At 60.9% G+C, this 26,288-nt stretch carries 23 protein-coding genes; 7 read left to right on the forward strand and 16 right to left on the reverse strand.

Annotated elements, in window-relative coordinates:
• Positions 1-102: 102 nt before the first annotated feature.
• From pdeM to CFII64_RS01485, 13 genes are all read right to left on the reverse strand, one after another.
• Positions 103-759 (reverse strand): ligase-associated DNA damage response endonuclease PdeM, encoded by a 657-nt coding sequence (gene pdeM / locus CFII64_RS01420; RefSeq protein WP_020288958.1) that lies wholly within the window; start codon positions 757-759, stop codon positions 103-105.
• A complete protein-coding gene (locus tag CFII64_RS01425; protein ID WP_020288959.1) occupies positions 756-3,248 on the reverse strand; it encodes a ligase-associated DNA damage response DEXH box helicase in 2,493 nt (830 codons plus the stop codon). The genes pdeM and CFII64_RS01425 overlap by 4 nt, the downstream gene beginning before the upstream one ends.
• Before the next feature lie 680 nt (positions 3,249-3,928).
• Positions 3,929-4,693 (reverse strand): ABC transporter ATP-binding protein, encoded by a 765-nt coding sequence (locus CFII64_RS01430; RefSeq protein WP_020288960.1) that lies wholly within the window; start codon positions 4,691-4,693, stop codon positions 3,929-3,931.
• Positions 4,694-4,705: 12 nt separating this feature from the next.
• Positions 4,706-5,824, reverse strand: coding sequence for a succinylglutamate desuccinylase/aspartoacylase family protein (locus tag CFII64_RS01435; RefSeq protein WP_020288961.1), 1,119 nt, complete (start codon positions 5,822-5,824; stop codon positions 4,706-4,708).
• A 9-nt stretch (positions 5,825-5,833) separates the two neighbouring features.
• On the reverse strand, positions 5,834-6,544 hold the full coding sequence (locus CFII64_RS01440; protein WP_020288962.1) for an ABC transporter permease: 711 nt from the start codon (positions 6,542-6,544) through the stop codon (positions 5,834-5,836).
• A complete protein-coding gene (locus CFII64_RS01445; RefSeq protein WP_020288963.1) occupies positions 6,541-7,269 on the reverse strand; it encodes an ABC transporter permease in 729 nt (242 codons plus the stop codon). Before CFII64_RS01445 ends, CFII64_RS01440 begins: the two co-directional genes overlap by 4 nt.
• An 84-nt stretch (positions 7,270-7,353) precedes the next feature.
• A complete protein-coding gene (locus CFII64_RS01450) occupies positions 7,354-8,136 on the reverse strand; it encodes a transporter substrate-binding domain-containing protein (RefSeq protein ID WP_020288964.1) in 783 nt (260 codons plus the stop codon).
• Between the two features lie 389 nt (positions 8,137-8,525).
• Positions 8,526-10,241, reverse strand: coding sequence for an ATP-dependent DNA ligase (locus CFII64_RS01455; RefSeq protein ID WP_020288965.1), 1,716 nt, complete (start codon positions 10,239-10,241; stop codon positions 8,526-8,528).
• Positions 10,238-11,299: a ligase-associated DNA damage response exonuclease gene (locus CFII64_RS01460; protein WP_020288966.1), complete on the reverse strand. Its 1,062-nt coding sequence runs from the start codon at positions 11,297-11,299 to the stop codon at positions 10,238-10,240. The genes CFII64_RS01455 and CFII64_RS01460 overlap by 4 nt, the downstream gene beginning before the upstream one ends.
• Positions 11,300-11,635: 336 nt before the next feature.
• The gene (locus CFII64_RS01470) at positions 11,636-14,098 is read right to left on the reverse strand and encodes a penicillin acylase family protein (RefSeq protein WP_020288968.1); all 2,463 of its coding nucleotides are present in this window, start codon (positions 14,096-14,098) and stop codon (positions 11,636-11,638) included.
• 160 nt (positions 14,099-14,258) lie between these two features.
• Positions 14,259-14,903 carry a glutathione binding-like protein gene (locus CFII64_RS01475; RefSeq protein WP_020288969.1) on the reverse strand — a complete coding sequence of 215 codons (645 nt, stop codon included), beginning with the start codon at positions 14,901-14,903 and terminating at the stop codon, positions 14,259-14,261.
• 114 nt (positions 14,904-15,017) lie between these two features.
• The gene (locus CFII64_RS01480; protein WP_020288970.1) at positions 15,018-15,233 is read right to left on the reverse strand and encodes an SEC-C metal-binding domain-containing protein; all 216 of its coding nucleotides are present in this window, start codon (positions 15,231-15,233) and stop codon (positions 15,018-15,020) included.
• Between the two features lie 5 nt (positions 15,234-15,238).
• A complete protein-coding gene (locus CFII64_RS01485) occupies positions 15,239-15,727 on the reverse strand; it encodes an LEA type 2 family protein (RefSeq protein WP_020288971.1) in 489 nt (162 codons plus the stop codon).
• A gap of 99 nt (positions 15,728-15,826) precedes the next feature.
• On the opposite strand from CFII64_RS01485, the gene CFII64_RS01490 reads away from it, so the two are divergent.
• The gene (locus CFII64_RS01490; protein ID WP_020288972.1) at positions 15,827-16,366 is read left to right on the forward strand and encodes a hypothetical protein; all 540 of its coding nucleotides are present in this window, start codon (positions 15,827-15,829) and stop codon (positions 16,364-16,366) included.
• A gap of 1 nt (position 16,367) precedes the next feature.
• Here CFII64_RS01490 and CFII64_RS01495 read toward each other — a convergent pair whose 3' ends face one another.
• Both CFII64_RS01495 and CFII64_RS01500 read right to left on the reverse strand, forming a co-directional pair.
• Positions 16,368-16,841, reverse strand: a complete 474-nt coding sequence (locus tag CFII64_RS01495; RefSeq protein WP_020288973.1) for a YchJ family protein — start codon at positions 16,839-16,841, stop codon at positions 16,368-16,370.
• A 3-nt stretch (positions 16,842-16,844) separates the two neighbouring features.
• A complete protein-coding gene (locus CFII64_RS01500; RefSeq protein ID WP_020288974.1) occupies positions 16,845-17,342 on the reverse strand; it encodes a DUF6231 family protein in 498 nt (165 codons plus the stop codon).
• Positions 17,343-17,602: 260 nt separating this feature from the next.
• On the opposite strand from CFII64_RS01500, the gene CFII64_RS01505 reads away from it, so the two are divergent.
• The 3 genes from CFII64_RS01505 (at position 17,603) to CFII64_RS01515 (ending at position 19,524) form a co-directional block, all read left to right on the forward strand.
• Positions 17,603-18,304: an OmpA family protein gene (locus CFII64_RS01505; protein WP_044901082.1), complete on the forward strand. Its 702-nt coding sequence runs from the start codon at positions 17,603-17,605 to the stop codon at positions 18,302-18,304.
• Positions 18,305-18,497: 193 nt separating this feature from the next.
• Complete coding sequence (locus tag CFII64_RS01510; RefSeq protein WP_020288976.1) at positions 18,498-18,773, forward strand: DUF1145 domain-containing protein; 276 nt, start codon at positions 18,498-18,500, stop codon at positions 18,771-18,773.
• Positions 18,766-19,524, forward strand: coding sequence for a hypothetical protein (locus tag CFII64_RS01515; protein ID WP_020288977.1), 759 nt, complete (start codon positions 18,766-18,768; stop codon positions 19,522-19,524). The genes CFII64_RS01510 and CFII64_RS01515 overlap by 8 nt, the downstream gene beginning before the upstream one ends.
• A gap of 220 nt (positions 19,525-19,744) precedes the next feature.
• On the opposite strand, the gene CFII64_RS01520 is transcribed toward CFII64_RS01515, so the two are convergent.
• A complete protein-coding gene (locus tag CFII64_RS01520) occupies positions 19,745-20,209 on the reverse strand; it encodes a CopD family protein (protein ID WP_020288978.1) in 465 nt (154 codons plus the stop codon).
• Positions 20,210-20,342: 133 nt separating this feature from the next.
• On the opposite strand from CFII64_RS01520, the gene dinG reads away from it, so the two are divergent.
• The 3 genes from dinG to CFII64_RS01535 all read left to right on the forward strand — a co-directional run bounded on the left by dinG (position 20,343) and on the right by CFII64_RS01535 (position 26,210).
• Entirely contained in the window at positions 20,343-22,487 is a 2,145-nt protein-coding gene (gene dinG / locus CFII64_RS01525) for an ATP-dependent DNA helicase DinG (RefSeq protein ID WP_020288979.1), read from the forward strand.
• Positions 22,488-22,683: 196 nt separating this feature from the next.
• Positions 22,684-24,981: a beta-galactosidase gene (locus CFII64_RS01530; protein ID WP_020288980.1), complete on the forward strand. Its 2,298-nt coding sequence runs from the start codon at positions 22,684-22,686 to the stop codon at positions 24,979-24,981.
• Between the two features lie 80 nt (positions 24,982-25,061).
• Positions 25,062-26,210, forward strand: a complete 1,149-nt coding sequence (locus tag CFII64_RS01535; RefSeq protein ID WP_020288981.1) for a serine hydrolase domain-containing protein — start codon at positions 25,062-25,064, stop codon at positions 26,208-26,210.
• Positions 26,211-26,288: the final 78 nt, after the last annotated feature.

The raw sequence follows: 26,288 nt of genomic DNA on the forward strand, positions 1-26,288 counted from the left end.
CCCCTCATGTTTCTGCTGGCGCATTCACTGGCCGGCAGAGTCGTGGCTGATCGGTCACGAAACTGGCTGAAACAGGCTGAGTTGAAACGATTCAGCAAGCAGCTATCCTGCCGCCCACACCGCGCCATCGCCGACGACGTATACTTGCGTGTCAGGGGTTTTTTCAATGGCGAAGCCGCCGGTAAATCCACCGAAGGCGGGTAGCAGACTGACCGTTTCGCCCACATAAAAGCAGGCCAGTCGCAGACTTTGTCGTCCCCGGCCCTGCAAGCGATAAACCGGATGCACATGCCCGGCCAGCACATGATGCGTCGTGTGTGGATCGGGCTCATGCTGAAGGGCGAACGGACCCAGCAGGAGCGGCTCGGTAACGACTTCGATTGCAAGACTTTCAGGTGGATCGCCCGCGCGTCTGTCGTGGTTGCCGCGGATCAGCGTCATGCGCAGCTCAGGGCGCGCCCTGCGCCACTCACCCAGCGCGTTCAGCGTGGTTGCCGCGTGGGATTCAGGCGCATGCAGGAAGTCGCCGAGAAAGATCAGCCTGTCGCAATCATAAGCAGTCAGCAGTCGATCAAGCCGCTCAAGGTTGCCTTGAGTGGTGCCGTGTGGCACCGGTTGGCCCAGTTTTCGATAGGCTGCCGCCTTGCCGAAATGCACATCGGCGATCAACAGCGCGCGGTGTTCCGGGTAGTAGATCGCTTTGTCGGCCAGTAACCACAGCTCGGCACCGGCCAGATTGATCGCAAGGTACGGCTTCATACGTTCGCCTCTGGTCCGGCGGCCTTCTCAAGATCGCGCACCATGCGGGCGATACGGTCGGCGAGTTTTTCCGAGCTCAGGCTTTCGCGCATGCGCTCCACCAGCAGTGGAAACGCCAGCGGCGTGGCACGTTTGATGACGTGTACGTCAAGCGTGCGCTGATTAATGCGTTGCAGGGTTTGTTCGAGCCGTTCCACGTCCAGTTCCTGGCGCAAGACTTCCTCCTCGGCCTGAGTCAGCAGCAGATTGCTGGCGTCGTATTGTTTGAACACTTCAAAGAACAGCCCGCTGGAAGCTTGCAGCTGGCGATTGCTCTTGGGTGCGCCTGGATAACCGAAAAACACCAGCCCGGCGATCCGGGCGATTTCCCGGAAGCGGCGCAGTGCCAGCTCTCCGGCATTCAGGCTGGCGATGATGTCGGCCATCAGATGATTTTCAGAAAACAGATCTTTGCTCAACTGCTCTGCCCAGTCGATTGGCGTGGCGCTGAGCAGTTCAAAACCGTAATCGTTGACCGCAATAGAAAAGGTCAGCGGCGTATCCCGGCTCAGGCGCCAGGCCAGCAGGCTCGCCAACCCCAAATGCACATGTCGCCCGGCAAACGGGTAGAGAAACAGATGCCAGCCTTCCCGGGACTTGAGCACTTCGGCGAGCAACGAGTGTTGCTGCGGCAAGCCCGACCAGTGCCGCTGAACCTCCAGCAGCGGTTTGACGGCCTGCATTTCCGGGCTGATAAACTCGCCACGGGCAGCGGCATCGAATTTGGCGACCACCGCGTCAGCCAGTTCGTTGGAAAGCGGCATCCGTCCGCCATTCCAGCGCGGCACGGCGGCCTTCTTGCGGGTGGCGCGTTTCACATAAGCGGTCATGTTCTCGACCCGCACCAATTCCAGCAGGCGACCGCCGAACAAGAAGCCATCACCGGGTTTAAGACGGGCGATGAAGCCTTCTTCAACGCTGCCCAGCGATCCGCCGCCACCGCCTTTGGACCAATATTTCACGTTGATGCTGGCATCACTGACGATGGTGCCGACGCTCATGCGGTGCCGACGCGCCAGTCGCGCATCCGGCACGCGCCAGATGCCGTGCTCGTCCGGCTCGACGCGTCGATAATCCGGATAAGCGGTCAGCGAGTGGCCGCCATGGCGCACAAAGGCCAGCGCCCACTGCCATTCCTCGTTGGTCAGCTCGCGGTAGGCCCAGGCGCTGCGCACCTCGGCGAGCAGTTCCTCGGGCAGGAAGCCGCCGCCCAAAGCCATGCTGACTACATGCTGCACCAGCACATCCAGCGGTTTGTGCGGCGATTGCCGAGGCTCGATCATTCGCGCAGCTATCGCGTCGTGCGCCGCTGCGGCTTCGACCAGTTCAAGGCTATGCGTGGGCACCAGCGTGACGCGAGATGGCCGCCCCGGCGCATGCCCGGAACGACCGGCGCGCTGCATCAGACGCGCCACGCCTTTGGCCGAGCCGATTTGCAAGACTCGCTCGACGGGCAGGAAATCCACGCCAAGGTCGAGGCTGGAGGTACACACAACTGCTTTAAGCTGTCCTTCTTTCAAGGCGCGCTCGACCCAGTCGCGCACCTCCCGGGACAACGAGCCATGGTGCAAGGCAATCAAACCCGCCCAGTCAGGTCGTGCTTCGAGCAGTGCCTGATACCAGACTTCCGACTGCGCCCGGGTATTGGTGAACAGCAGGCAACTGGCGCTGCTGTCCACCTCGGCCAGCACTTGCGGCAACATCCGCAGGCCCATGTGCCCGGCCCACGGAAAACGTTCGATGGCCGGGGGCAGCAGCGTATCGACCCGCAACTCTTTGTTGATCTTGCCTTGCACGCTGACCCCGCCGTCGCCCAGCAACACCTGCTGCGCATGGTCTTGATTGCCCAGGGTCGCGGAAACGCCCCACACGATCAGTTGCGGATTCCACCGACGCAAGCGGGCAAGGGCCAATTGCAGCTGCACGCCACGCTTGTTGCCGATCAGCTCATGCCATTCGTCAACGACCACCATCTTCAGTGTCGACAACGTGCGCAGCGCGTCGGCGCGCGTGAGCAGCAAGGTCAGGCTTTCCGGGGTGGTGATCAAGGCGGAAGGCAGGCGTCGACCTTGTCTGGCCCGTTCGCTGCTGCTGGTATCGCCGGTGCGCAGGCCGACGCTCCAGGGGATGTCGAGATCCTGCAATGGCGCTTCGAGTGCGCGTGCCGTGTCGGCGGCGAGGGCGCGCATCGGGGTTATCCACAGCACGCTCAGCGGCGCGGCCGGTGGTTTGCGTTTGCGCGGTTTGTCATCCAGCAAGGCTTTATTGGCTTGGGCAAAGCAGTTCAGCGCGGCAAACCACACCGCGTAGGTTTTGCCGGAGCCGGTGCTGGCGTGCAGAAGCCCGGACTCGCCTCGTTTGACGGCCGACCAGACTTCTTTCTGGAAAGGAAAAGGCTTCCAGTCGCGCGCCGAAAACCATCGCTGAGCGAAATCGTTGGGTCTGCTCATGCGCACCGCGTGCTCTGAATGGGGTAAATCAGAGACAGCGGCGCGTGGGGATTAGTTTTACGGCGATCTTCATCAGGATATTGCTTCGGTAGGACCGGACTTGTCCGGGAAGCGTTGGTTCGGGCAATCGAGGTGGATCAGGCGGATTACGGTTGCTCTGCTGGCCAATCGGGGACAAGTCCCCTCCTACCGGACGTGTGTGGCTCGGTAGGACCGGACTTGTCCGGGAAACGTTGGTTCAGGCAATCGAGGTGGGTCAGACGGATCAGGGTTGCTTGCTGGCCAATCGGGGACAAGTCCCCTCCTACCGGACGTGTGTGGCTCGGTAGGACCGGACTTGTCCGGGAAACGTTGGTTCAGGCAATCGAGGTGGGTCAGACGGATCAGGGTTGCTTGCTGGCCAATCGGGGACAAGTCCCCTCCTACCGGACGTGTGTGGCTCGGTAGGACCGGACTTGTCCGGGAAACGTTGGTTCAGGCAATCGAGGTGGGTCAGACGGATCAGGGTTGCTTGCTGGCCAATCGGGGACAAGTCCCCTCCTACCGGACGTGTATGGCTCGGTAGGACCGGATTCATCCGGGAAGGCGTCAGTCCCGCCGATGCATCTACGCGCCTGAAAAAATGCCTACGCGGATAAATCCGCTCCTACGATGGTTTTGCATGTCGTCGAATTAACGATCTACTTCAAATTCCCGCTCAAGAACTGTTGCAAACGCTCGCTTTTCGGATTGCCCAGGACTTCTTCCGGGTGGCCGGATTCTTCAATCTGGCCTTGGTGCAGAAACACCACCTGGCTCGCGACTTTGCGGGCGAAGCTCATTTCGTGGGTGACCATGATCATGGTGCGGCCTTCTTCAGCCAGGCCCTGTATCACCTTGAGCACTTCGCCCACCAGTTCCGGGTCCAGTGCAGACGTGGGTTCGTCGAAGAGCATGATTTCCGGCTCCATCGCCAGCGCCCGGGCGATGGCCACGCGCTGTTGCTGGCCGCCGGAAAGAAAGGCCGGGTACTGGCCGGCAACACGGGCGGGCAGACCGACTTTGTCCAGGTACTTGCGGGCGCGCGCTTCGGCTTCGACTTTGGAAACACCCAGCACCCGGCGTGGCGCCATGGTGATGTTTTCCAGAACCGTCATGTGTGCCCACAGATTGAAATGCTGGAACACCATGGCCAGACGCGTGCGAATGCGTTGCAACTCATCGGGATCGGCGACGCGCATGCCGCCGGCGTCGCTGACCATGCGTACGGGTTGACCGTCCAGGGTCATCGCGCCGTCGTTGGGCTGTTCGAGGAAATTGATGCAGCGCAGAAACGTGCTCTTGCCCGAACCGCTGGCGCCGATCAGGCAAATCACGTCGCCGGTGCTGGCCTTGAGCGAAACGCCTTTGAGCACTTCATGATCGCCGTAGCTTTTATGCAGGCCATCAATGGTCAGTTTGTACATGACGGGCAGTCCTTAAGGAGAAAGTAGGTAACCGCTGCGGTAGGCTTCGGTGCCTGCAACGTGAGCGATGACCATTCCGGCAGTCGCCATGCGTCGTAACGAACGGGCGTAGAGCAAACCGGAATTAAGGGTATGGATGGGGGTGACGAGGTCGCTGATCGGGTCGATGATCTCGGCGATCAATTGCCCGGCCTCAACGTATTCCCCCGGCTGGGTGCAGAACACCAGCAAGCCGCCCACTGGCGTCGCCACTGGTTCCACTGCTGCCAGCGGCGTGGCTGGATAGAGCAATTCCGGTGGCGGGGTCGCCTCGCAGGCAATCGCGCCGAAATGACTGAGGTAACTGATCAACGCCTGACAGTCGCGGCTGGCCAGGGCGTGATTGACGTCGCCCTGGCCGCGCAGTTCGAGGGTTACCGAAAAGCTGCCCATCGGGATCTCGAAGCGATTGCCGAAGCGTTGCTGCAATTGCCACCAGACCAGCGTGAAACACTCATCAAACGATTGGCCGCCCGAATCGGTTGCCAGCAGGCTGGCCTGGGCGCCGAGATACCGCGACAGCGCCTCAACCTGTGGCCAGGCTTCGGGCGTGGTGTACAGATGCTCGACGGCTTCGAAATCGCAATGCAGGTCCAGGACCATGTCGGCATCGCAGGCCAGCCGTTGCAGGGTCAATCGCTGGGATTGCAATTGCGTGCTGGCAACTTGCGCTTCCAGCGCGTCGCGCAGGCTGCGGCGGATCAGTTGGACATTGTGCTGCGGGTCGTCGTTGAGCTGAGCCTCGACGGCATCGCCCACTTCCAGGCCGAGATCCACAAACCAGCGGTTGAAGTTCTGTCCGCTCTCCAGTTCATAGCGACCCAGCGGAATATCCATCAGGATCTGTTCCAGCCCGACTGGATTGGCCACCGGCACAATGACGATTTCACCCAGCAGCAAGCCGGCGTTTTCCAGCTCGCTCAAGCGCTGCTTCAGATACCAGGCGAGCAGCATGCCGGGCAGTTCGTCGGCATGCAGCGAGGCCTGGATATAGATCTTGCAGGCGCCGTTCTGCGGTCCGTAGTGAAAGCTGTGGATCTGTCGCGCGGTGCCCGGCAGCGGAGCCAGCAAATCGTGGGTTTCATGGCGCATATGCAGTTCCTAGTGAGCCGGGCCGAGGAAGGCCAGCCAGCGACGCTCGGCCAGACGGAACAGACCCACCAGGATGAACGTGACGCACAGGTAAATCAGCGCCGCGATACCGAAGGACTGGAAGGTCATGAACGTGGCCGAGTTGGCGTCCCGAGCGACTTTGAGAACGTCCGGCACCGTGGCGGTGAACGCGACGGTGGTCGAGTGCAGCATCAGGATCACTTCGTTGCTGTAATAAGGCAGCGAACGACGCAACGCCGAAGGCATGATCACGTAGGTGTAGAGCTTCCAGCCGGTCAGGCCGTAGGCCTTGGCGGCTTCGACTTCCCCATGTGCCATGCTGCGGATCGCCCCGGCGAAAATCTCCGTGGTGTAGGCGCAGGTATTCAGGGCAAAGGCCAGGATCGTGCAATTCATGGCATCGCGAAAGAACGCGTCGAGCATCGGCTGTTCGCGAACGGCGGCGATGCTATAGATGCCGGTGTAGCAAATCAGCAGCTGTATATAGAGGGGCGTACCGCGAAACAGATAGGTGTAGAACTGAACCGGCCAGCGCAGCCAGGCTTTGCTCGATACCCGGGCGATCGACAACGGGATCGATACGCAAAAGCCGATGGCAATGGATGCACTGAGCAGCCACATGGTCATCGCCAGGCCGGTAATGTGCATGCCGTCGCTATAAAGGAAGGGCCGCCAGTATTCCTGCAGCAGTTCGATCATCGTTGAGCCTCCCGGCTGCCGGCGGCGTAGCGGCGTTCTGCCCAGCGCAGCGCGAAGTTGGAGGCGCTGGTGATCAGCAGATAAATCACTGCCGCGAGCACCAGGAAATAAAACAGCTGATACGTGCTCTTGCCAGCGTCTTGCGCAGCCTTGACCAGATCCGCCAGGCCGATGATCGATACCAGCGCCGTAGCCTTGAGCAACACTTGCCAGTTATTGCCGATACCCGGCAGGGCAAAACGCATCATTTGCGGGAATACCACGTAGCGAAAACGCTGACCGCGCTTGAGGCCGTAAGCGGTAGCAGCTTCAACCTGGCCGCGAGGCACGGAAAGAATCGCACCTCGGAACGTCTCGGTGAAATACGCGCCATAGATAAAGCCGAGGGTGATCACGCCTGCACTGAAGGGATCGATTTCGATGTAGTCCCATTCCATGGCATCTGTCAGCTGGCTCAGCCAGGTTTGCAGGCTGTAGAAAATCAGCAGCATCAGGACCAGATCGGGAACGCCACGAATCAACGTGGTGTACATCTGCGCCGGCACGCGCAGGATTGCGCTGCTCGACAGTTTGGCACTGGCGCCGATCAGGCCGAGCACGATGCTCACCAATAGCGACAGTACCGATAATTTGATGGTCATCCAGGTGCCTTCAAGCAACAGCGGGCCGAAGCCTTTCAAGCTGAATGCCGAGAGTCCCAGATTTTGTAGAAGGGCATCGAACATGGATAAAGCCTTTAGCGGTCAATAAAACAAAACGCCCATCGAAACGGCGCCGGATTGTCGTCGGAATCGATGGGCGTCGGGGTGTTATTTACCGCTGTACAGGTTCAGATCGCCGAAGTGTTTCTTCTGGATCTCGGTGTACTTGCCGTCGTCGTGCAAGGCTTTGATGCCTTTGTCCAACAGGGCTTTGAGCTCTTTGTTGCCTTTAGAGATGCCGATGGCGGTCTTGGCTGGCAACAGTTCGCTGTCGATTGGCTTGCTGACTTCGTAGTTGGCGCCTTGTGGCGACTTCAGGAAGCCCAGTTCGGCTTGCAGCATGTCCTGGATCGAAGCATCAAGACGACCGGAAACCAGGTCGGCATACACCTGATCCTGATTCTGATAAGCCTGGGTTTTCACGCCAGCCTTGTCCAGAACGGCCTTGGCGTAGGCTTCCTGAATCGTGCCTTGCTCGTAGCCGACAGTCTTGCCTTTCAGGCTGGCTGTGTCGGCAGTCAGGCCTGCGCCTTTCTTGAAGACCAGCGAAGTCGGGCCGGAAAACAGTTCGTTGGAGAAGTCGATAACCTTCTCGCGAGCCGGGGTCACGGTCATCGAGGAGATCACGCCGTCGAACTTGCGGGCTTTCAGGCCAGGGATCATGCCGTCGAAGTCGCTTTCGACCCAGACGCATTTCACTTTCAGCTCGGCGCAGACTGCGTTACCCAGGTCGATGTCGAAACCGACCAGGCTGCCGTCGGCGGCTTTGGATTCGAAAGGTGCATAAGAAGGATCGACGCCAAAGCGCAGTTCCTTGTATTCCTTGGCCATTGCATTACCAGCGGCTAGACAAACAGCCAATGCAGAGAGGGTCAGCCATGCTTTTTTCATCGTTCAGTCCTTAAAACCAAAATGAGCGTTGGGAACACGCGAGGCTTGCTACCGGCGGGTGCCAGACCCGAGAAGATAGCAATTTCCGAACCAAAGATACGAACGTGCGTTTTAAATGTACGCAGTTGTCGCAATGCTGTCTTCGAGTCTGGTTACGCGCGACTGCGAGAGTGTAGCTGGTTCGCGAAACGCTCCGAATGGACAAAAAATCGCCTTGCGCAACGCCTGAATGCGCCAGATACGCTTCCAGGTGTGGGTGTTCGTCTGCAGTCGGCGCGCGCGCAGGAGTCATTCAGTAACCATTGAGTAGCACTGCGCACAGGCGCGCACACAAACGGAGCATTGATCCGGGCGCAGAAAAATCGGCGCCCTAAAAAAGAGCGCGCATCCTAACTCAACAAATCCTGCAACGTCGACAGGCTGTCAGCCTCGGCCACCGGTTTGTCATGGCGCCAGCGCAGCATTCGCGGGAATCGCACGGCAATCCCGCTCTTGTGCCGCTTGGACAGCGCGATGCCTTCGAAACCCAGCTCGAATACCAGACTTGGGGTAACACTGCGCACCGGGCCGAATTTTTCCACGGTGGTCTTGCGGATAATGGCGTCGACCTTGCGCATTTCTTCGTCGGTGAGGCCTGAATAGGCTTTGGCGAAGGGCACCAACGTGCGTTCGCTGGATTGCGGCGGCCCATCCCAGACCGCAAACGTGTAGTCGCTGTACAGGCTGGCACGTCGACCGTGGCCGCGCTGGGCATAAATCAGCACCGCGTCGACGCTGAACGGATCGACTTTCCACTTCCACCAGACGCCCATGTCTTTGGTGCGACCCACGCCGTACAAGGCTTCCCGGGCCTTGAGCATCATGCCTTCGACGCCAAGGCTGCGCGAGGCTTCGCGCTGTTTCTGCAGGTCCGCCCAGTCCTTGCCGGTCAGTACCGGAGACGGCAGCAAGACCGGGCTGTCGCAGGCTGCGATGACGTTTTCCAGCTGAGCCCGTCGCTCATGTTGCGGGCGACTGCGCCAGTCATGACCCTGCCATTCGAGCAGGTCATACGCCAGCACCACCACCGGCACCTCCTCAAGGATTTTCTTGCCCAGTGTTTTGCGGCCGATGCGTTGCTGCAACAGCGCGAAGGGTTGCACCGAAGGTTGCGCTGGCCCGGCGCCGACTTGCGCTTCGCTGCTCAGGGCAAACTCGCCGTCGACGACCGTTTCGCCCGGTGGCGCTTTCCAGACCACGATTTCGCCGTCGATCACCGTCCCGTCGGGCAAGCTCTGGGTCAGTGTGTGCAGCTCCGGGAAGCGATCAGTGACCAACTCTTCGCCCCGCGACCAGAGCCACAACCGACCTTCGCGCTTGACCACTTGCGCGCGAATGCCATCCCATTTCCATTCCACCTGCCAGTCATCCACCGGGCCGAGCAGGGTTTCGAACTGATCCACCGGCTGTTGCAGGGCATGGGCGAGAAAAAACGGGTAGGGCTGGCCGCCACGCTGGGCGTGTTCGTCGTCGGACTCTTCGGCGATCAACTTGAGAAAACCGGCTGCGGTCGGGCGATGGGACAGATCGGTATAGCCAACCAGACGTTGCGCGACCCGCTTGCTGTCGATGTCCGCCAGGGCGGCGAGGGCGCGGGTCACCAGTAACTTCGACACGCCGACCCGGAAGCTGCCGGTGATCAATTTGATGCAGACCATCAGGCTGACGCGATCCAGTTGCGTCCAGAAGCCGGACAGACGCTCGGCAAGCTCTTCCGGCGGCAGGCCGCGCAAGGGCAGCAAGTGTTCCTCCATCCAGATCGCCAGGCCTTGATCCGAGCTGTGCACCGCTTCCGGCAACAGCAGCGACAGGGTTTCCGCCAGATCACCGACCGCCTGATAGCTTTCTTCGAACAGCCATTCGGGCAAGTGCGCCAGGGTCATGGCCTGTTCGCGCAGCAGTTTGGTCGGCACCAGTTGGCGTGGGCGTCCGCCGGCCAGAAAGTACACTGCCCAGGCCGCATCCTCTGGGGGAACCTGAGCAAAATACTCGCGCATGGCGGCGAGTTTTGCGTTGCTGGAAGTGGTTGCGTCGAGCCGGGAATAGAGTTCGGCGAAGGCTTTCATGGCGCCACCTCGTCCGTTTCTGTTTCCGTTTCCGCTGATGCAGGCGCCTGGGCTTTGGCCTCGCCAGCGTCTTCCTCGTCGCCGTATTCAGTGACGAAGCCTTGGGCATCCAGCCCGGATTCGCGCAAGTAACGCACGAGAACCGCCACCGAGCCGTGGGTCACCATGACCCGCTCCGCGCCGGTATTTTCGATGGCCCACAACAAGCCCGGCCAGTCGGCGTGATCGGAAAGGACGAAGCCGCGATCCACGCCGCGCCGTCTGCGGGTGCCACGCAACATCATCCAGCCGCTGGCGAACGCATCGCTGAACTCACCAAAGCGCCGCATCCAGGTGCTGCCGCCAGCGGAAGGCGGGGCGAGGATCAACGCCTGACGCAGCGCCGGATCGGTCTTTTTGAAGTCGCCTGCGTACTGGGTTTCAGGGATGCGCACGCCAGCTTCGCGGTACACCCGGTTCAGCGGCTCGACTGCGCCATGCACGAGGATCGGACCGATCTGCGGATCAATGCCATGCAGGATTCGCTGAGCTTTGCCGAACGAATAGGCGAACAGCACACTGGCTTTGCCGGCCGCCGCATTGGCCCGCCACCAATCGTTGATGCCGGCGAAAATCTCCGCCTGCGGCTGCCAGCGGTAGATCGGCAGACCGAAGGTCGATTCGGTGATGAATGTGTGGCAACGCACCGGTTCGAACGGCGCGCAGGTGCCATCCGGTTCGACTTTGTAATCCCCGGACGCGACCCAGACTTCGCCTTTATATTCCAGGCGAACCTGTGCCGAGCCCAGCACGTGTCCAGCCGGATGCAGGCTGAGTTTCACGCCGTGGTGCAGCAGGGTTTCGCCATATTCCAGGGTTTGCAGGTTGATGTCCTGGCCCAGCCGGGCGCGCAGAATCCCTTCTCCGCGGGCCGCCGCCAGGTAATGTTCGTTGCCGGTGCGGGCGTGATCGCCGTGGCCGTGGGTGATCACCGAACGTTCCACCGGGCGCCACGGATCGATATAAAAATCCCCGGGCGGGCAATACAGACCTTCGGGGCGAGCGATAACAAGATCCATGGGATGACCAATGCGATGGGCTTGTTAGTTATGAGGCGGGGCGGGGGAGGAAGTTCGAGCCGTAGGACCGGCTTCAGCCGGGAGGGCATTCTCGCGGCTAAAGCCGCTCCTACATGCAACTGCGCGAAGGTTCAGCAATGGGATGACCAATGCGATGGGCTTGTTAGTTATGAGGCGGGGCGGGGGAGGAAGTTCGAGCCGTAGGACCGGCTTCAGCCGGGAGGGCATTCTCGCGGCTAAAGCCGCTCCTACATGCAATTGCGCGAAGGTTCAGCACATCCATGAGTCAGGAGCACCGGCTTCGCGAGCAAGCTCGCTCCCACATTTCAGGACGTGCTATTTCCCCGGCACCAACGTCAACCGCTGCTTGCCATAGGCCTTCTCAAGATTCTGCTGTTGCACCGGAATCGTCTGATACAGGCCCTTGAGCGCAGGCTCGATGGCGTCGCTGTAATTGGCGCTGGCCGGGTTGCCGGACTGGCCGATGTTGACCTGGCCCATCATCGGTTCGGCCTGGCTGAAGTCGACGATCATGCGCATGCCGGGTGCCACCGGGCTGTCGAAATTCGTTCCCCATGGATAAGCCGCGATGTTCAGCGTGCTGTGATCGCCGCCCGCCGCAACTGCGCCATGCTCGACGCTGTTAGGGATTAATGGATTGCTTTGCCACAGGTAGCGATGCAGTTTGCCCCATTGCCAGCTCTTGTGATCGCCGCCCAACTGGCTGTCGCCAGCGGTAATGGCCGCTGCGAGGCTGCGGGCCAGAATCGTCGGCTTTTCTTCTTTCTGCGGGGTTTTCACGTCATCCCAGTACGGACTGTCCTCGCGCCCCAGCAGGTGATCGGCCTGCGGCGCGTAAGACAGGCTGGCGTTCTGCACCAGGGCTTTCCAGGTCGGGCTGCTTTCCGGACCCAGTTCGTCGAGAAAAATCTGCCGGGCGCTTTCCTGCAAAAACAGCTCATACAGCGCTGCGTCGGCGGACGTTGCCGACAGCTTGCCGTCGAATGCCATCAAGCGCGTGTAAGCCTCGCGCGCTTTACCGCGCTCGGCCTCGGGCAGGGCATCAATGGCTTGTTTGAGTGGTTTGACCATGCCTGGCGCTTCAAGCATTTTCTTCAGCTTGGCGGCGAAGGTGGTGGTCTGGTCGTATTGCATGGCGATCACGCTGCGGCTGTCCTGCTTGCCGCTGTTGGCCAGCTCGGCGATACGTTCGGCGCGTTCCGGCGTCTTCCACGAGTTGGACAGCTGCATGCCGTAACCCTTGGGGAAGGTGCGCTGGTTGGCGGTGCCGATCCAGCCTTGAGTCGGATCCTGATCGTAGGGATGCAGCATCGCGTCGGCGAAACCGTCCCAGTCATAGCGGCTGTCCCAACCCGGCGACGGCAGCAGGCCCAGGCCCTCACGGCGATTCGGGAAGCGGCCGGTGACTTGCCAGCCGATGTTCGCGGCATCGGCGAATACCATGTTCAGGGCGATGGCGCGGATTTCCCGGCTCGCGTCGAAAGCTTTGTCCACTTTCGGGGCGCGGGACAGGTCGAAGAACGCGTCCAGGCTCTTGTCATCTTTGTAGTCTGGGGTTTGTAGCGCGAGGCCCAGACCATTGCTCAGTTGTCCGCCCAGATTGCTGTTGAGCAGCGGGCCGTGACGCGTCTCGTAGACCGCTTCGCGCACCGGGCTGCCACCTTTGACGAAAAAGGTTTCTTCGTGGGACGTCGTCGGCAGCCATTTGCCATCGGCCATGTACATCAGGCGATTGTTTTCCCGCTTGAGTTTTTCCAGGAACAGGTCCTGGTTGTCGCCCATCACCGAGGCCATGGACCAGGAAAGCTTGCCGTTGAAGCCTGACAGGATCAGCGGCAGACCGGCGATTGAAGTACCGGCCGCCTGATATTTCGGCGCGCGAATCTGCACGAACGTCCAGGCTGAGGCCAATGCGGCGGGCAGCTGCATGTCGTTGGCCAGCAAGCTGCGGCCATTGCGAGCGCGCTGCGGTGCGATAGCCCAGTTGCTGGAAGCCGCGACGCCGAGCATGTTCAAGTCCGCGAGTTGCAGGGCGACTTTATTCAGATCGCCAAGCCCGGATACTTGTCCGCCGAGGTTCAAACCCTTGAGCTTTTCTGCTTCGGCGAAGGGTAATTCTTCATCCGGATAAGTCGGAATCAGCCACGCCAGCTTGTCGACTCCGACTTTCTGCGCCAGCACCAGCGCGGACAATTCTTCCTGCAAGTTAACCGACTGGCTGAAGTTCAGCAGACTGAAAATCAGCGCCGAGTCTTCGGCTTTCCAGTATTCCGGGCGATAGCCGGAGGAGGCCAGGTCGGCAGGCAACTTGTCGCGATAGCGGAACAGGTAGGCGTTGACGCCTCGGGCATAGACTTCAAAGAAGCGCTTGAGACGTGGTGACGCGGCGTTGTACAGCTCGCCGGCGTTGCGTTTCAGGTTGGCCGCGCGCATCAGGCGGTCGACGTCCAGGGCGCTGGAGCCAACCATTTCCGACAGCCGACCCTGGGCGAGCAGGCGCATGCCGACCATTTGCGTGATGCGGTCATTGGCATGCACATAGCCCAGCGTGAACAGCGCGTCGTGGAACGTGCTGCTTTCGATCAGCGGCATGCCTTGTGGCGTGCGGCGCACCGAAACGTTTTGCGCCAGGCCCTTGATCGCAATCGTGCCTGAATTCGGCATCAGCGTATCGGTGTCGCCACCGCCGAGCTGGCAGCCCGCGAGACTCAGGAAACCCGCCGCAGCGGCGGCAGCGCCGAACCGGGGTAGAAATTTGGAAAGGGCTGGCGAGGCCATGGGCGGAGCTCCTGCGGGGGTGGCGTATAAAAGGCGCTACGTTAGAGAGCAGGCGCGCGGCACGCAAGCGGGGAACGGGAGTTTATTTCAAGGTTTTTCAGCGTTGGCCGCGATCACGCTCGTCCGTACGACCGGCTTTGACCGCGATCACGCTTGAACTTTATGATTTCGGCGGATTCACCTTGTCCACAAGCGCGTACGCCCGCTGGGTGGCGGGGCGCTTGGCGACGGTTTCGAACCAGCGCTTGATATGCGGGAAGTCGTCGAGGTTCTGTTCCTGGAAGGTGTGCGACACGATCCACGGGTAGATCGCCATGTCCGCGATGCTGTATTCGCTGCCCGCCACGAAGTCGCGGCCGTCCAGCTGCTTGTTCAGCACGCCGTACAGTCGAGCGGTTTCGTCGACGTAGCGCTTGATCGCGTAGGGGATTTTTTCCTTGGCGAAGCGGTTGAAGTGATGATTCTGACCCGCCATCGGCCCCAGTCCGCCCATTTGCCAGAACAGCCACTGCAAGGCGACCTGCCGACCACGCAGATCCTGCGGGATGAACTTGCCGGTTTTTTCCGCCAGATACAGCAGGATCGCGCCGGATTCGAACAGACTCAGCGGCGCGCCGCCATCGGCAGGTTGGTGATCGACAATGGCCGGAATGCGATTGTTGGGGGCGATTTTGAGGAATTCAGGCTTGAACTGATCGTTCTGGCCAATGTTCACCGGGAAGATCTTGTACGGCAGACCGGCTTCTTCAAGAAACAGCGAGACTTTGTGACCGTTGGGCGTGGTCCAGTAATGCAGGTCGATCATTGAAAGCTCCGAATGAGTTCAGCGCAAAAAAAGACCCCCTGTTTTACTCCGACTTCAGCGGATCGCACAAATGAAAACGGCCTGCAAGGCAGGCCGTCGGCAAGGCTCGACACGTTACGCGCCGTGGCACTTCTTGAATTTCTTGTCGCTGCCGCACGGGCAAGGATCGTTGCGGCCAACGTCTTTCAAGGCGTTGCGCACCGGCTCCTGGTGAGCATGACCGCAGTTCGGGCCATGAACGTGGCCGTGCTGGTGGTCGTGATGGTCATGGGCGTGATCGTCGTGATCGTGATTGCAATCAGGGCCATGCACGTGGTCTTGCTGGGTCATCGGGGTTACTCCGGAATAAAATCGCCGGGGATTATCTCCCCATCGCGGCCGATACGCACGTTGTGCCGGAACAAAAAGCCGGTCTTGAGTTTGCCTTCCAGGCGGTAGTGAATCGCCTGATCAGGCTTTTTCAGCTGCCTGGCGATGTATTTCAAGTGCTGCCAGAGGTTGGTCCTGATCGGCACGACAAAGTTCTCGTGACCTTCGCCGTCAACGACAAACCAGTCGGTGGACTCGCCGTCCGCGAGCATTACGTCGCCGAGCATGACTTTATAACGCAGGCTGCGCACCAGCATGCTGCCGCTGTTGGGGTTGTCGACGCGAAAATGCAGCTTGAAATCCTGCTGCATCAGCCTGGCCTTGACCACTTCGACGCGGGTCAGGCGCACCACGGGCTCCTTGTAGTCGCTGACCACCAGGCTCGAGCATCCGGCCAGCACCGAGAGCAGCAGCGCCAGGCTAATTGTTCTGATCACATGCGCCTGTAAAAACATTGTCGTGCTCCATTTGAGGCCAGAGTTTAGCAGGGCGGCCTGCTTGTTCCATTTGCCGAGCGTACGCATACTCATGCCACGAGCTACAGAGTCTGACCCATGAATCTTTATGAAATTGTATTTAATGGCCAATTGATACCCGGCGCTCAGCTTGAACGAGTGCAGGCCAATCTGGGGAAATTGTTTCAGGCCGATGCCCAGCGCCTGGCGCTGCTGTTTTCCGGGCGGCGTCTGGTGCTCAAGAACAACCTTGACGCAGCGGCCGCTGAAAAGTATCGCTCGACCCTGGAACGTGCCGGAGCGTTGGTCGAAGTTCTGGCCATGGCGCAGCAGATCGAAGAAGTGGAACTGGCGCCGCCGCCGGACGAACCCGCCTGGTTGCGCAAACCGTCAGCCAGCAAGGGCCGCCTGCAGGTCGCGCCGCGCGATGTGTACATGGCTGCTTTCGTGGACGTCGATGCGCCGGATTTCGTACTCTTTGAAACCGGCAGCGACTTGCAGGACGCCAAACCCCAAGCCGTTGCGCCGCGCCTGGACCTTTCCGGCATCAGCCTGGCCCCGGCCGGCAGCGACATGGGTCAGGAGGAAAAACCCAAGGCCGGACCAGCGCCGGACACTTCGCACCTGAGCCTGAAATGAATCAGGCCATGTAGCTGGCGCAGCACTTCTTGAACTTCTGTTCGCTGCCGCACGGGCAGGCATCGTTGCGGCCGGCCTTGAGCGGCACGGTGGAATCGATGAAGTACCAGCGGCCCTGATTCTGTACGAAGGATGAGCGTTCACGATGGCTGTGCTCGCCTGCACCGTCATGCCAGCGTGCCGTGAACGTGACGAACGCATGTTCCGGCTTGCCGCCGAAAACTTCCGTGCTTTCGACTTCCAGTCCCAGCCAGGTACTTTGCAGGCTCCACAGGCTGATCGACTCGCGATCCAGCCCGGCTTTCTGCGCCGGTAGCGTGGTATCCAGCAAGTAATCCACCAGGCCCAGCACGTAGGCGCTGTAGCGCGAACGCATCAGTTTTTCGGCGCAAGGCGTAGGCTGGCCGGCATGAAAAGGGCCGCAGCAGGTGATCAACAAATCTCCGCTGCCGCATGGGCAGATAGCGCTACTCATGGGTCACCACCAATATTTGCCAAAATTCTCCGGGTTGGCCCAGAAACGTGCGTTGAGCCAATCCGGTACTTGTTTGTATTCGCGCAGGTCGTAGGTGAACAGCGTCAACACTTGTTCGTCCCGGCCGAAGCGCTCCGTCAGTTGCAGGGCCAGGGAATAGAAGTCCGTGTCCTGCCAACCGCAGGCAGGCAAATCGGCGAGCACCGCGATGCGGCTGGCGTTCAGGTTGCGAATACCGCCCAGCAATTCCAGCCCGGCGCGCTTGGGCAGGTGTTCCAGGCAATCGACGACCAGCGCCAAATCGAAGCGCTGCGCGGCCAGTTCCGCTGGCAATGATCCCGGCGTGGCATGAAACACTTCGGTTTCCGGATGCGCGTCCTTGAACGCCTCAAGCGCCGGAAATGTCTGCGTACCGATCATCAGCAGGCGACGCGGCGCCTGCTGGTCGAGCAGGGCGGCCAGCGCTTGCTGGGGCGTGCGGGTGGAAAAGCCTTCGCTCATCGAAAATCCTCGTATTGACCTGCAAGACTAGCGCGCTCTCGGCGGCGGGCCTAGTCCTGTCGGGATTGAACCAGCAGCTACGCCCCATTGAGCCTGACCAAATCCCGTAGGGCCCATCAATGTGTGTCGGCGACACAGTGAGAAGTGGCCAGGTATTTGCCTTTCCCCCAATAAATACGGGCTCAAACTGGCGAAGTGGCGATGTGATGTCTTTACTTGAGTGGCGGCGCATTGGGCCGAACCCTTGGGAGAAGAAATTGATGAGAATAATCCGGACGGCGTTACCTCTGATTCTTGTAACCAGTGTCTTGACCGGTTGTGCCGGTTTGCAGAAGACCGACTGGCCATTATGTGCGGCCGGCGGCGCTTTGGCGGGCGCGGCGGCGGGGGCGTTCCAGACCGCTGCGGTTGCGGCCAGCCTGGGCGGCGCGGTGGGCGTGATGGCGGGCGCGTATTGCTGGGTACATGGCGACGGCGACGATGATGGCGATGGCGTGAAAAATAGCGTCGATAAATGCCCCGATACGCCCAAGGGAGTTCAGGTAGACGCCACCGGTTGTCCGCTGGTTGAGCCAGCGCCCGCAGCAGTGGTTGAAGAAGTGGTGGTGGTCAAGGAAGAGGTCATTGTCATCAACGATGTGCTGTTCGAATTCGACTCGGCGCGCCTGACCGCCGCCGACAAATCGAAACTCGATCTGATCGCCACTCGCCTGAAACGCGAAGCGCCGAGTGCTCAGTTGCGGGTCAGCGGGCACACCGACAGCGTCGGCCGTGATGCCTACAACCAGAAACTGTCCGAAAAACGTGCGATTTCGGTGACGGACTATCTGGTGAGTTCCGGCATCCCGCGCAGTGCGTTCGTATCGGTCGAAGGCGATGGCGAAGCGCGTCCTGTGGCCGACAACAAAACGGCGTCCGGTCGCTCTCTGAACCGTCGTGTAGAAATCCAGATCAACCGCTGATTCTCCCTCCCAATGCGGGCTTGGCACAGTTGCCAGGCCTGCATTTCCTGCGCCGTTCGGCAGTTTCGCGCGACTGCGTGAAGAATTTTCATCACCCCGCTGGCATATTCGGCAAGCAAGCCGTCTACTGTGCGCGCGGAAAACGCACGCAATAATAAGCGTTCGCATAAAAAATCATGACCAGGGGCGAGTAATGAAGGTGTTTTGGGGATTGGGGAAGCTGCTGACGTCAGGGTTCTGGCTGGTGGTACTGCTGAATCTGGTAATCGTGTTGCCGACGCCGTTCGCGATGCTGATCAAGCTGGCGGGCAGCCTGCTGATCTTGACGCACGTCGCCGAACTGCTGCTGTTCAATGGCAGCCTGCGCGGGCGCAAGCATCCTTGGCGTGATCGCCTGCAGATTCTGGTCTTCGGCATTTTTCACCTGCAATCCTTCCCTAAATCGTCCTCGGAGGCCGCTCATGCGTAGTCTTTTGCTGCTCGCCGCGCTGTGCAGTCCTTTGGCGATGGCCCAGACCATCACGGTTGAAAGCCATTCCTTGATGCGCCTGCCCAATGCCACCAGCGTGCTGCAGCTAGAGCGTCTGGAAGTCGCGGATTACGGCACCTTGCTGATTCCGTCCGGCCTTACCGAAGTCAAGGTCGATCAACTGGTGCTGGGCCATGAGGCGCGCATTGCGATTGTGCCCGGCAGCCAGCCGTTCAGTCTGGTGGTGCATCGCGGTCAGCTTGGCGAAGGCAGCCAGATCACGGCGCGTGGGTCGCCTGGCACTTATGAGAAAGCGCCGTTGCCGGGGCGAAATCTGACGCTGCGCCTGGAGTCCCTGAACGCAGCCGAGCTGTCGGTTGATGCCCGCGGCGGCACGGGCGCGCCCGGTTATGTCGGCCTCGATGGCGCCAACGGCGAAGCGCCGGGTTGCACCTGGGGTCAGGCGGGACGTGGCTTCAATGGCGACGACGGCGGCAATGGTCACGACGGCGCCGCAGGTGGCCAGGTACGTCTGGAACTGCCGCTGGCATTCCCAGCCGCGCACATCAAAGTCAATGTCGAGGGTGGTGCCGGAGGTGCGGCGGGTCAGGGCGGTCGTGCCGGCAAGGGCGGAGCGTCCAAGGGTTGCATCGTCTATCGCGCCGATGGCGGCAAGGCCGGACGTGAAGGTCTGCCAGGCCAGCCGGGTGTTGCCGGGCCAGCGGGCGCGTTGACGGTTCAGCGGCTGTAAGCACGACAGTGGGAGCGAGCTTGCTCGCGAATCAAGCGCCTCGGTGGACCAGACCCACCGCGTTATCGTTCTTCCCGGACAAGTCCGGTCCTACCGGGCCACTGCAAAACCGGTCTCGGGGACAAGTCTGGTCCTGCCGGGCCAATGCAAAACCGGTAGGAGGGGACTTGTCCGCGAAACGCCAGCCCCGCCCGTGATGCTCAGGGAATAAACGGGAGTCTCAGAACCCCGGTCGCGCCGAAGCAATCACCACGACGGCCAGACCCACCAGCAAATTGATCCCCACCAGCCGGCGAATCCGACCGAGTGCGGCGGCGCCTTCGGCCCAATTCTCAGCGTCCACTGCGCGGCGCAGTTCCGGCAGCTGCAATGACTGGATACGAATAAACAGCGCAGTCATGACCACGTACAGGCCCATCATCACCTGCACGTAGCGCGGCGCGCCGTCGAAGCCGCCGAAGTGCAGGTGCATCATGCCCACGCCGGTGATCGGCAGGACCACCACCGTGGCCCAGACCCAGACGAAAAACCGTGGAAACACCTGGACCCACAATTTCAGGCGAGACGGGCCTTCCAACGCCGCGCCGACCGCCGGTCGCAAGACCATCCAGGCGAAAAACATGCCGCCAACCCAGACCAGAGCGGCCAAAACATGCAACGTGTAGACAAGGGCGAAAGGTGTCATCAGGTACTCCGTTCTGCGCGGATGGAATTTGCGGGGTATGATAGCCGCCCGTGAGAACTACTGAAGATATATCCAGCAGTTTTGCGTTTTAATTGTCACCGATGCCCAGCAGCGCCCGAGCCCGACCTAAGCCATGATCAGTAACGAACTCAAGTCCCAGATTCAGGGCGCCTACTCGCGTTTCCTCGAAGCCAAGAGCCTCAAGCCGCGCTATGGCCAGCGTTTGATGATCGCCGAGATCGCCAAAGTGCTGGGCGACGTCGACACCGATGAGGAAGGCCGGCGTTCGGGAGACCCGGCGGTGGTTGCGGTCGAGGCGGGCACCGGTACCGGCAAGACAGTGGCCTATGCCATCGCGGCGATTCCCACCGCCAAGCTGGCGGGCAAGCGATTGGTGATTGCGACGGCAACCGTGGCCCTGCAAGAGCAGATCGTCTACAAGGATCTGCCCGACCTGATGCGCAACAGCGGGCTGAATTTCACCTTCGCCCTGGCCAAGGGGCGCGGTCGCTACATGTGTCTGTCCAAGCTCGACATGCTGTTGCAGGAAGGCGATGCAAGCAACGCCACTGCGCAGCTCTTCGAAGAAGAAGGCTTCAAGATCGAAGTCGATGAGGCCAGCCAGAAGCTGTTCACGTCGATGATCGAAAAACTCGCCGGCAACAAGTGGGACGGCGACCGCGACAGCTGGCCCCAGGAACTGCCCGATCAGGACTGGGCGCGTCTGACCACCGATCACAGCCAATGCACCAATCGGCATTGTCCGAACTTCCAGCAGTGCGCCTTTTACAAGGCCCGGGAAGGCATGGGCAAGGTCGACGTAATTGTTACCAACCACGACATGGTGCTGGCCGACCTGGCGCTGGGCGGCGGCGCTGTGTTGCCTGATCCGCGCGAGACGCTGTACGTGTTCGACGAAGGCCATCACCTGCCGGACAAGGCCATCGGCCACTTCGCCCACTACACGCGCTTGCGCTCCACTGCGGACTGGCTTGAGCAAACCGCCAAGAACCTCGCCAAATTGCTCGCCCAGCATCCATTGCCGGGTGATCTGGGCAAGTACATCGAACAGGTGCCGGAACTGGCGCGTGAGATCAAGGGCCAGCAGCAGTTCATGTTCACCGCCTGCGAACAACTGGCGGATTTTCGTGCCGGCGAAGACATGCAAGGCCGCGAGCGCCCGCGTCATCGGTTCGTGGGTGGCGTGGTGCCCGAGCACATCCGCGAGATGGGCATCGAATTGAAGAAAGGTTTTGCGCGCCTGGACGATCTGTTCACGCGCCTGACCGACCTGCTCAAGGAAGGCATGGACGGCGAGGTCAACATCGGCATCGCCAGCCATCAGGCCGAGGAATGGTATCCGCTGTTTGGCAGCCTGCTGGCCCGCGCCCACGGCAACTGGGAATTGTGGACAGCGTTCACCGCCGAAGACCCGGAAGACAGCCCGCCCATGGCGCGCTGGCTGACCCTGGCCGACAGCGGCTCGTTGTTTGATATCGAAGTCAACGCCAGCCCGATCCTCGCCGCTGAAATGCTGCGTCGTAATTTGTGGAACATTGCCTACGGCGCGCTAGTGACGTCGGCGACGCTGACCGCACTGGGTAAATTCGACCGCTATCGCATGCGTGCCGGTTTGCCCAAGGGCGCGGTGACGGCGGTGGTGCCGAGCCCTTTCCATCACGCTGATGCAGGTGTGCTGCGCGTGCCGGACCTGAAAGCCGATCCGCGCGACTCGGTGGCGCACACCGCCGCGATCATCCGCGAATTGCCGAATCTGGTGGAAGGCTCACGCGGCACGTTGGTGTTGTTCTCGTCGCGTAAACAGATGCAGGACGTGTTCGACGGGCTGGAGCGCGATTGGCGCAAGCGAGTCTTCATTCAGGGCAACCTGTCCAAGCAGGAAACCCTCAACAAGCACAAGGCGCGGGTCGACAGCGGCGAGGAGAGCGTGTTGTTCGGGCTGGCCAGTTTTGCCGAAGGCGTGGACTTGCCCGGCGCGTATTGCGAGCACGTGGTGATTGCCAAGATCCCGTTCGCAGTGCCGGACGATCCGGTCGAAGCGGCACTGGCCGAATGGATCGAAGCCCGTGGCGGCAATCCGTTCATGGAAATCGCCGTGCCCGATGCTTCGTTGCGTCTGGTCCAGGCCTGCGGGCGATTGCTGCGCACCGAAGAAGATCGCGGCACCATCACGCTGCTCGACCGCCGCGTGGTCACCCAGCGTTACGGCAAAGCCATCCTCAACGCCTTGCCGCCGTTCCGCCGCGAAATTTCCTGAAAAATCCTCGGCATCATTGGCGCCGGATCGGGTCTTAACCTGGTCCGGGTGTCTATGCACAACCGCCTGGCCCGTAGGACCGGCTTTAGCCGGGAGAGGGTTCTCGCGGCTGAAGCCGCTCCTACGATCGGATATCGGCCAAGTGCGACGCGCCCACAGGCCACAGGATTCAGATCATCAAGGAGAACCTGATCACATGATTCGCCGCTCACTGTCTGCCGTGCTGGTCATGGCCTGCGCAGGACCTCTATTCGCCGAGCCGGCTGGCCAGCAGACGCTGTTCAGCTTTGTGCGTCCGGCCGACGTGGTGCAGGTCGCCACGGATAACACCAGCCTGCCGCAATCCAACGCCGAACAGACCGCCGAAGGCGAAGTGCTGCGGCGCGTGGTGTTCAATCCCGTGGCCCGGCCGAGTCTGCGCCTGACGCCACAAAACGGTGTCTGGGACTGGTCCGCCGACAGCGCCATGACCTTGCGCATCCAGAGCGCAATGGATTGGGCGCTGACCGTCGATGTACAGATTCAGAGCGCCGACGGCAAAGTGATCAACAGTCGCGTGGACTTGCCCGCAGGCCCGGCTCAAACCTTGTTGGTGCCGTTACAGGCCAGTTCGCCGTTGACCCAGGGCATGCGCGCCGCACCGCCGATGCCGTGGAGTTACGACGGGCAGCGCATCTTGCTCGCCAATGCTCAGGGCGAGCTTGATCGCAGCCAGGTGGTTTCTGTCACGCTGTCGATGACTCAGCCGAAGGTCGCGCAGAGCATCTTGCTGGAGCGTTTCGGCGTGCAGCAAGGCGACGCGATTCAACAGGCCGTCTACAGCGGCATCGTCGATGGCTACGGTCAGTTTTCCCGTGGCAAATGGCCGGAGAAAGTCAGCAGCGACGAGCAACTCAAGGCTGCTGCCGCCAAGGAGCAGCAGCAGACCCAGGCCTGGCTCACGGAGCGTTCCGGGCTGGATAAATTCGGCGGCTGGCTCGACGGCCCGGCCTTCGACGCGAAAGGTTTCTTTCGCACTGAAAAACGCGCGGATCGCTGGTATCTGGTCACCCCTGAAGGCCACCCGTTTTACTCGTTGGGCATCAATGCGGTCGCGGCGGACGACAGCGCGACCTACGTTGAAGGCCGCGAATCGATGTTCGCCAGCCTGCCCCAAGAGAATGAGCCGCTGGGCGCGTCCTACGGCAAGGGCGACAATCACAGTAACAATGGCTCCGGCAAGGATCGCCAGTTCGATAAAGGTCGCTGGTTCGATTTCTACGGGGCCAATCTGCAGCGAATCTATGGCCCGAAAACCTGTGAGCCAGTAGCGTCAAGCCCGGCCGAACCGGTCGCTGCTGCCGTGGAATGCAAACCCGCGCCATACGACCTTCAGCATTGGGTCGAGCGCACCCTCGATCGCCTGCAAGCCTGGGGATTCAACACCGTCGGTAACTGGAGCGAGCCATTGCTTGGCTCTCAGGATCGGGTGCCTTACACCTTGCCGCTGTCGATTTATGGCGACTATTCCAGTATCAGCACCGGCCAGGATTGGTGGGGCGGCATGCCTGATCCCTTCGATCCGCGTTTTGCCATGGCTGCCGAACGGGCCATCGCCATCGCCGCCCGCGACCATCGCGATGATCCGTGGCTGGTGGGTTTTTTCGCCGATAACGAACTGGCCTGGGCCGGGCCGGGCGATGATCCCAAAGCCCGCTACGCGCTGGCCTACGGCACCATGAAAATGACCACCGACGCGCCGGCCAAGCGTGCGTTTCTCAAGCAGTTGCGCGACAAATACCGCAATCAGCAAGGGCTGTCCCAAGCCTGGGGCATTGAGTTGACCGCCTGGGAATTCATGGAAGACCCTGGTTTCGAGCCGCCGCTGCCCAACCCCGAACATCCGGAAATCGAAGCCGACTTCAAGTACTTCCAGCAAGTGTTTGCCGAAACCTACTTCAAGACCATCTCCGATTCGCTGAAATGGCACGCCCCCAATCACTTGCTGCTGGGCGGGCGTTATTCGATCAGCACGCCCGAAGCGGTGGCCGCCTGCGCCAAATATTGCGATGTATTGAGTTTCAACTTCTATACGCCCAAGCCGCAGGACGGTTACGACTTCGCCGCGCTGCGCCAGTTGGACAAACCAGTGCTGGTCAGCGAATTCCATTTCGGCTCCCGTGATCGCGGGCCGTTCTGGGGCGGGGCGATGGAAGTCGCGCGGGAAGAAGATCGCGGGCCGGCCTACGCCAACTTCCTCAAACAGGCGCTGGCCGAGCCGTCGATTGTTGGCGTGCACTGGTTCCAGTATCTGGACCAGCCGGTCACCGGGCGTTTGCTGGATGGCGAAAACGGCCATCTCGGTTTGGTGGGCATTACCGATCTGCCGTTTCAGGGTTTTGTGGAAACGGTGCGCAAGAGCAATCGCCAGGTGGCTGTTGTGCTGAACAAGGAAGCCGCCGCGAACAAGGCTGCTGCCGATCCCGGCGCAACGCCTCAAACCACGCAACCTTGAGCGGAGCCGGTTCCCAAAGCGTCCAATCGCTGAAACAATGCAGACCATTTTTTCAGATCAGTCGTTTCGGGAGCCAGCGGGTGCAGATTCAGGGTCATTTCGAGCTTAAATTCGAAGCCGTGCGCGAAGCGTTCGCGGCACTCTTCGAAGATCCTCAAGAGCGTGGCGCTGCGCTGTGTATCCAGATCGGCGGCGAAACCGTGGTCGATCTGTGGGCTGGCACTGCCGACAAGGATGGCGCCGAGGCTTGGCACAGCGACACCATCGCCAATCTGTTCTCCTGCACCAAAACTTTCACGGCGGTGACCGCGCTGCAACTGGTGGGTGAGGGCAAGCTCAAGCTGGACGAGCCTGTCGCTCGGCTCTGGCCGGAATTTGCCGCAGCCGGTAAAGAAGCCATTACTTTGCGCCAGATGCTGTGCCATCAGGCAGGTTTGCCCGCGTTGCGCGGTTTGCTGCCCGCTCAGGCGTTGTACGAATGGGAAACCATGACGAGCGCGCTCGCGGCGGAACAACCCTGGTGGACGCCGGGGCAGGGGCACGGTTACGCCGCCATCACTTATGGCTGGCTGGTGGGCGAAATGCTGCGTCGCGCGGATGGTCGCGGGCCGGGCGAGTCCATCGTTGCCCGCGTGGCACGGCCGCTGGGCCTGGATTTTCATGTCGGTCTGGCCGATGACCAGTTCCACCGCGTTGCCCACATCGCACGGGGCAAAGGCAATACCGGCGACGAGGCTGCGCAGCGGCTACTGCAAACCACCCTGCGCGAGCCCAATTCCATGACGGCGCGGGCGTTTACCAATCCGCCGTCGATCATGACCAGCACCAACAAGCCTGAATGGCGGCGCATGCAACAGCCTGCTGCCAACGGCCACGGCAACGCGCGCAGCCTCGCCGGTTTTTACAATGGCCTGCTCGATGGCAGTCTGCTGGAGCCGGAATTACTCGGCGAACTGACCCGCGAGCACAGCGTCGGCCAGGACAAAACTTTGTTGACCCAGACGCGTTTTGGTCTGGGTTGCATGCTCGATCAGCCCACCGTTCCCAATGCCACGTATGGCCTGGGCGCCAAGGCGTTTGGCCATCCAGGGGCTGGCGGTTCCACAGGTTTTGCCGATCCTGAGCGTGAAGTGGCTTTCGGCTTCGTCACCAACACTCTGGGCCCGTATGTGCTGATGGATCCTCGCGCGCAGAAGCTGGCTCGGGTGCTGAGTGAGTGTTTGCTCTAAGTTGTGTGCATAAGTACTTGTTTCTTACCGACTGTCGATTAATCGGCCCGAACAGGAACCGTGTGACGGTTTCCTTTT

This window comes from Pseudomonas sp. CFII64, from assembly GCF_000416235.1.
Taxonomy (GTDB): Bacteria; Pseudomonadota; Gammaproteobacteria; order Pseudomonadales; family Pseudomonadaceae; genus Aquipseudomonas.

Bases quoted from the DNA above. Each gene is read 5' to 3' on its own strand.
- pdeM (WP_020288958.1), bottom strand. From the start codon at position 759: ATGAAGCCGTACCTTGCGATCAATCTGGCCGGTGCCGAGCTGTGGTTA.
- CFII64_RS01425 (WP_020288959.1), bottom strand. From the start codon at position 3,248: ATGAGCAGACCCAACGATTTCGCTCAGCGATGGTTTTCGGCGCGCGAC.
- CFII64_RS01430 (WP_020288960.1), bottom strand. From the start codon at position 4,693: ATGTACAAACTGACCATTGATGGCCTGCATAAAAGCTACGGCGATCAT.
- CFII64_RS01435 (WP_020288961.1), bottom strand. From the start codon at position 5,824: ATGCGCCATGAAACCCACGATTTGCTGGCTCCGCTGCCGGGCACCGCG.
- CFII64_RS01440 (WP_020288962.1), bottom strand. From the start codon at position 6,544: ATGATCGAACTGCTGCAGGAATACTGGCGGCCCTTCCTTTATAGCGAC.
- CFII64_RS01445 (WP_020288963.1), bottom strand. From the start codon at position 7,269: ATGTTCGATGCCCTTCTACAAAATCTGGGACTCTCGGCATTCAGCTTG.
- CFII64_RS01450 (WP_020288964.1), bottom strand. From the start codon at position 8,136: ATGAAAAAAGCATGGCTGACCCTCTCTGCATTGGCTGTTTGTCTAGCC.
- CFII64_RS01455 (WP_020288965.1), bottom strand. From the start codon at position 10,241: ATGAAAGCCTTCGCCGAACTCTATTCCCGGCTCGACGCAACCACTTCC.
- CFII64_RS01460 (WP_020288966.1), bottom strand. From the start codon at position 11,299: ATGGATCTTGTTATCGCTCGCCCCGAAGGTCTGTATTGCCCGCCCGGG.
- CFII64_RS01470 (WP_020288968.1), bottom strand. From the start codon at position 14,098: ATGGCCTCGCCAGCCCTTTCCAAATTTCTACCCCGGTTCGGCGCTGCC.
- CFII64_RS01475 (WP_020288969.1), bottom strand. From the start codon at position 14,903: ATGATCGACCTGCATTACTGGACCACGCCCAACGGTCACAAAGTCTCG.
- CFII64_RS01480 (WP_020288970.1), bottom strand. From the start codon at position 15,233: ATGACCCAGCAAGACCACGTGCATGGCCCTGATTGCAATCACGATCAC.
- CFII64_RS01485 (WP_020288971.1), bottom strand. From the start codon at position 15,727: ATGTTTTTACAGGCGCATGTGATCAGAACAATTAGCCTGGCGCTGCTG.
- CFII64_RS01490 (WP_020288972.1), top strand. From the start codon at position 15,827: ATGAATCTTTATGAAATTGTATTTAATGGCCAATTGATACCCGGCGCT.
- CFII64_RS01495 (WP_020288973.1), bottom strand. From the start codon at position 16,841: ATGAGTAGCGCTATCTGCCCATGCGGCAGCGGAGATTTGTTGATCACC.
- CFII64_RS01500 (WP_020288974.1), bottom strand. From the start codon at position 17,342: ATGAGCGAAGGCTTTTCCACCCGCACGCCCCAGCAAGCGCTGGCCGCC.
- CFII64_RS01505 (WP_044901082.1), top strand. From the start codon at position 17,603: ATGAGAATAATCCGGACGGCGTTACCTCTGATTCTTGTAACCAGTGTC.
- CFII64_RS01510 (WP_020288976.1), top strand. From the start codon at position 18,498: ATGAAGGTGTTTTGGGGATTGGGGAAGCTGCTGACGTCAGGGTTCTGG.
- CFII64_RS01515 (WP_020288977.1), top strand. From the start codon at position 18,766: ATGCGTAGTCTTTTGCTGCTCGCCGCGCTGTGCAGTCCTTTGGCGATG.
- CFII64_RS01520 (WP_020288978.1), bottom strand. From the start codon at position 20,209: ATGACACCTTTCGCCCTTGTCTACACGTTGCATGTTTTGGCCGCTCTG.
- dinG (WP_020288979.1), top strand. From the start codon at position 20,343: ATGATCAGTAACGAACTCAAGTCCCAGATTCAGGGCGCCTACTCGCGT.
- CFII64_RS01530 (WP_020288980.1), top strand. From the start codon at position 22,684: ATGATTCGCCGCTCACTGTCTGCCGTGCTGGTCATGGCCTGCGCAGGA.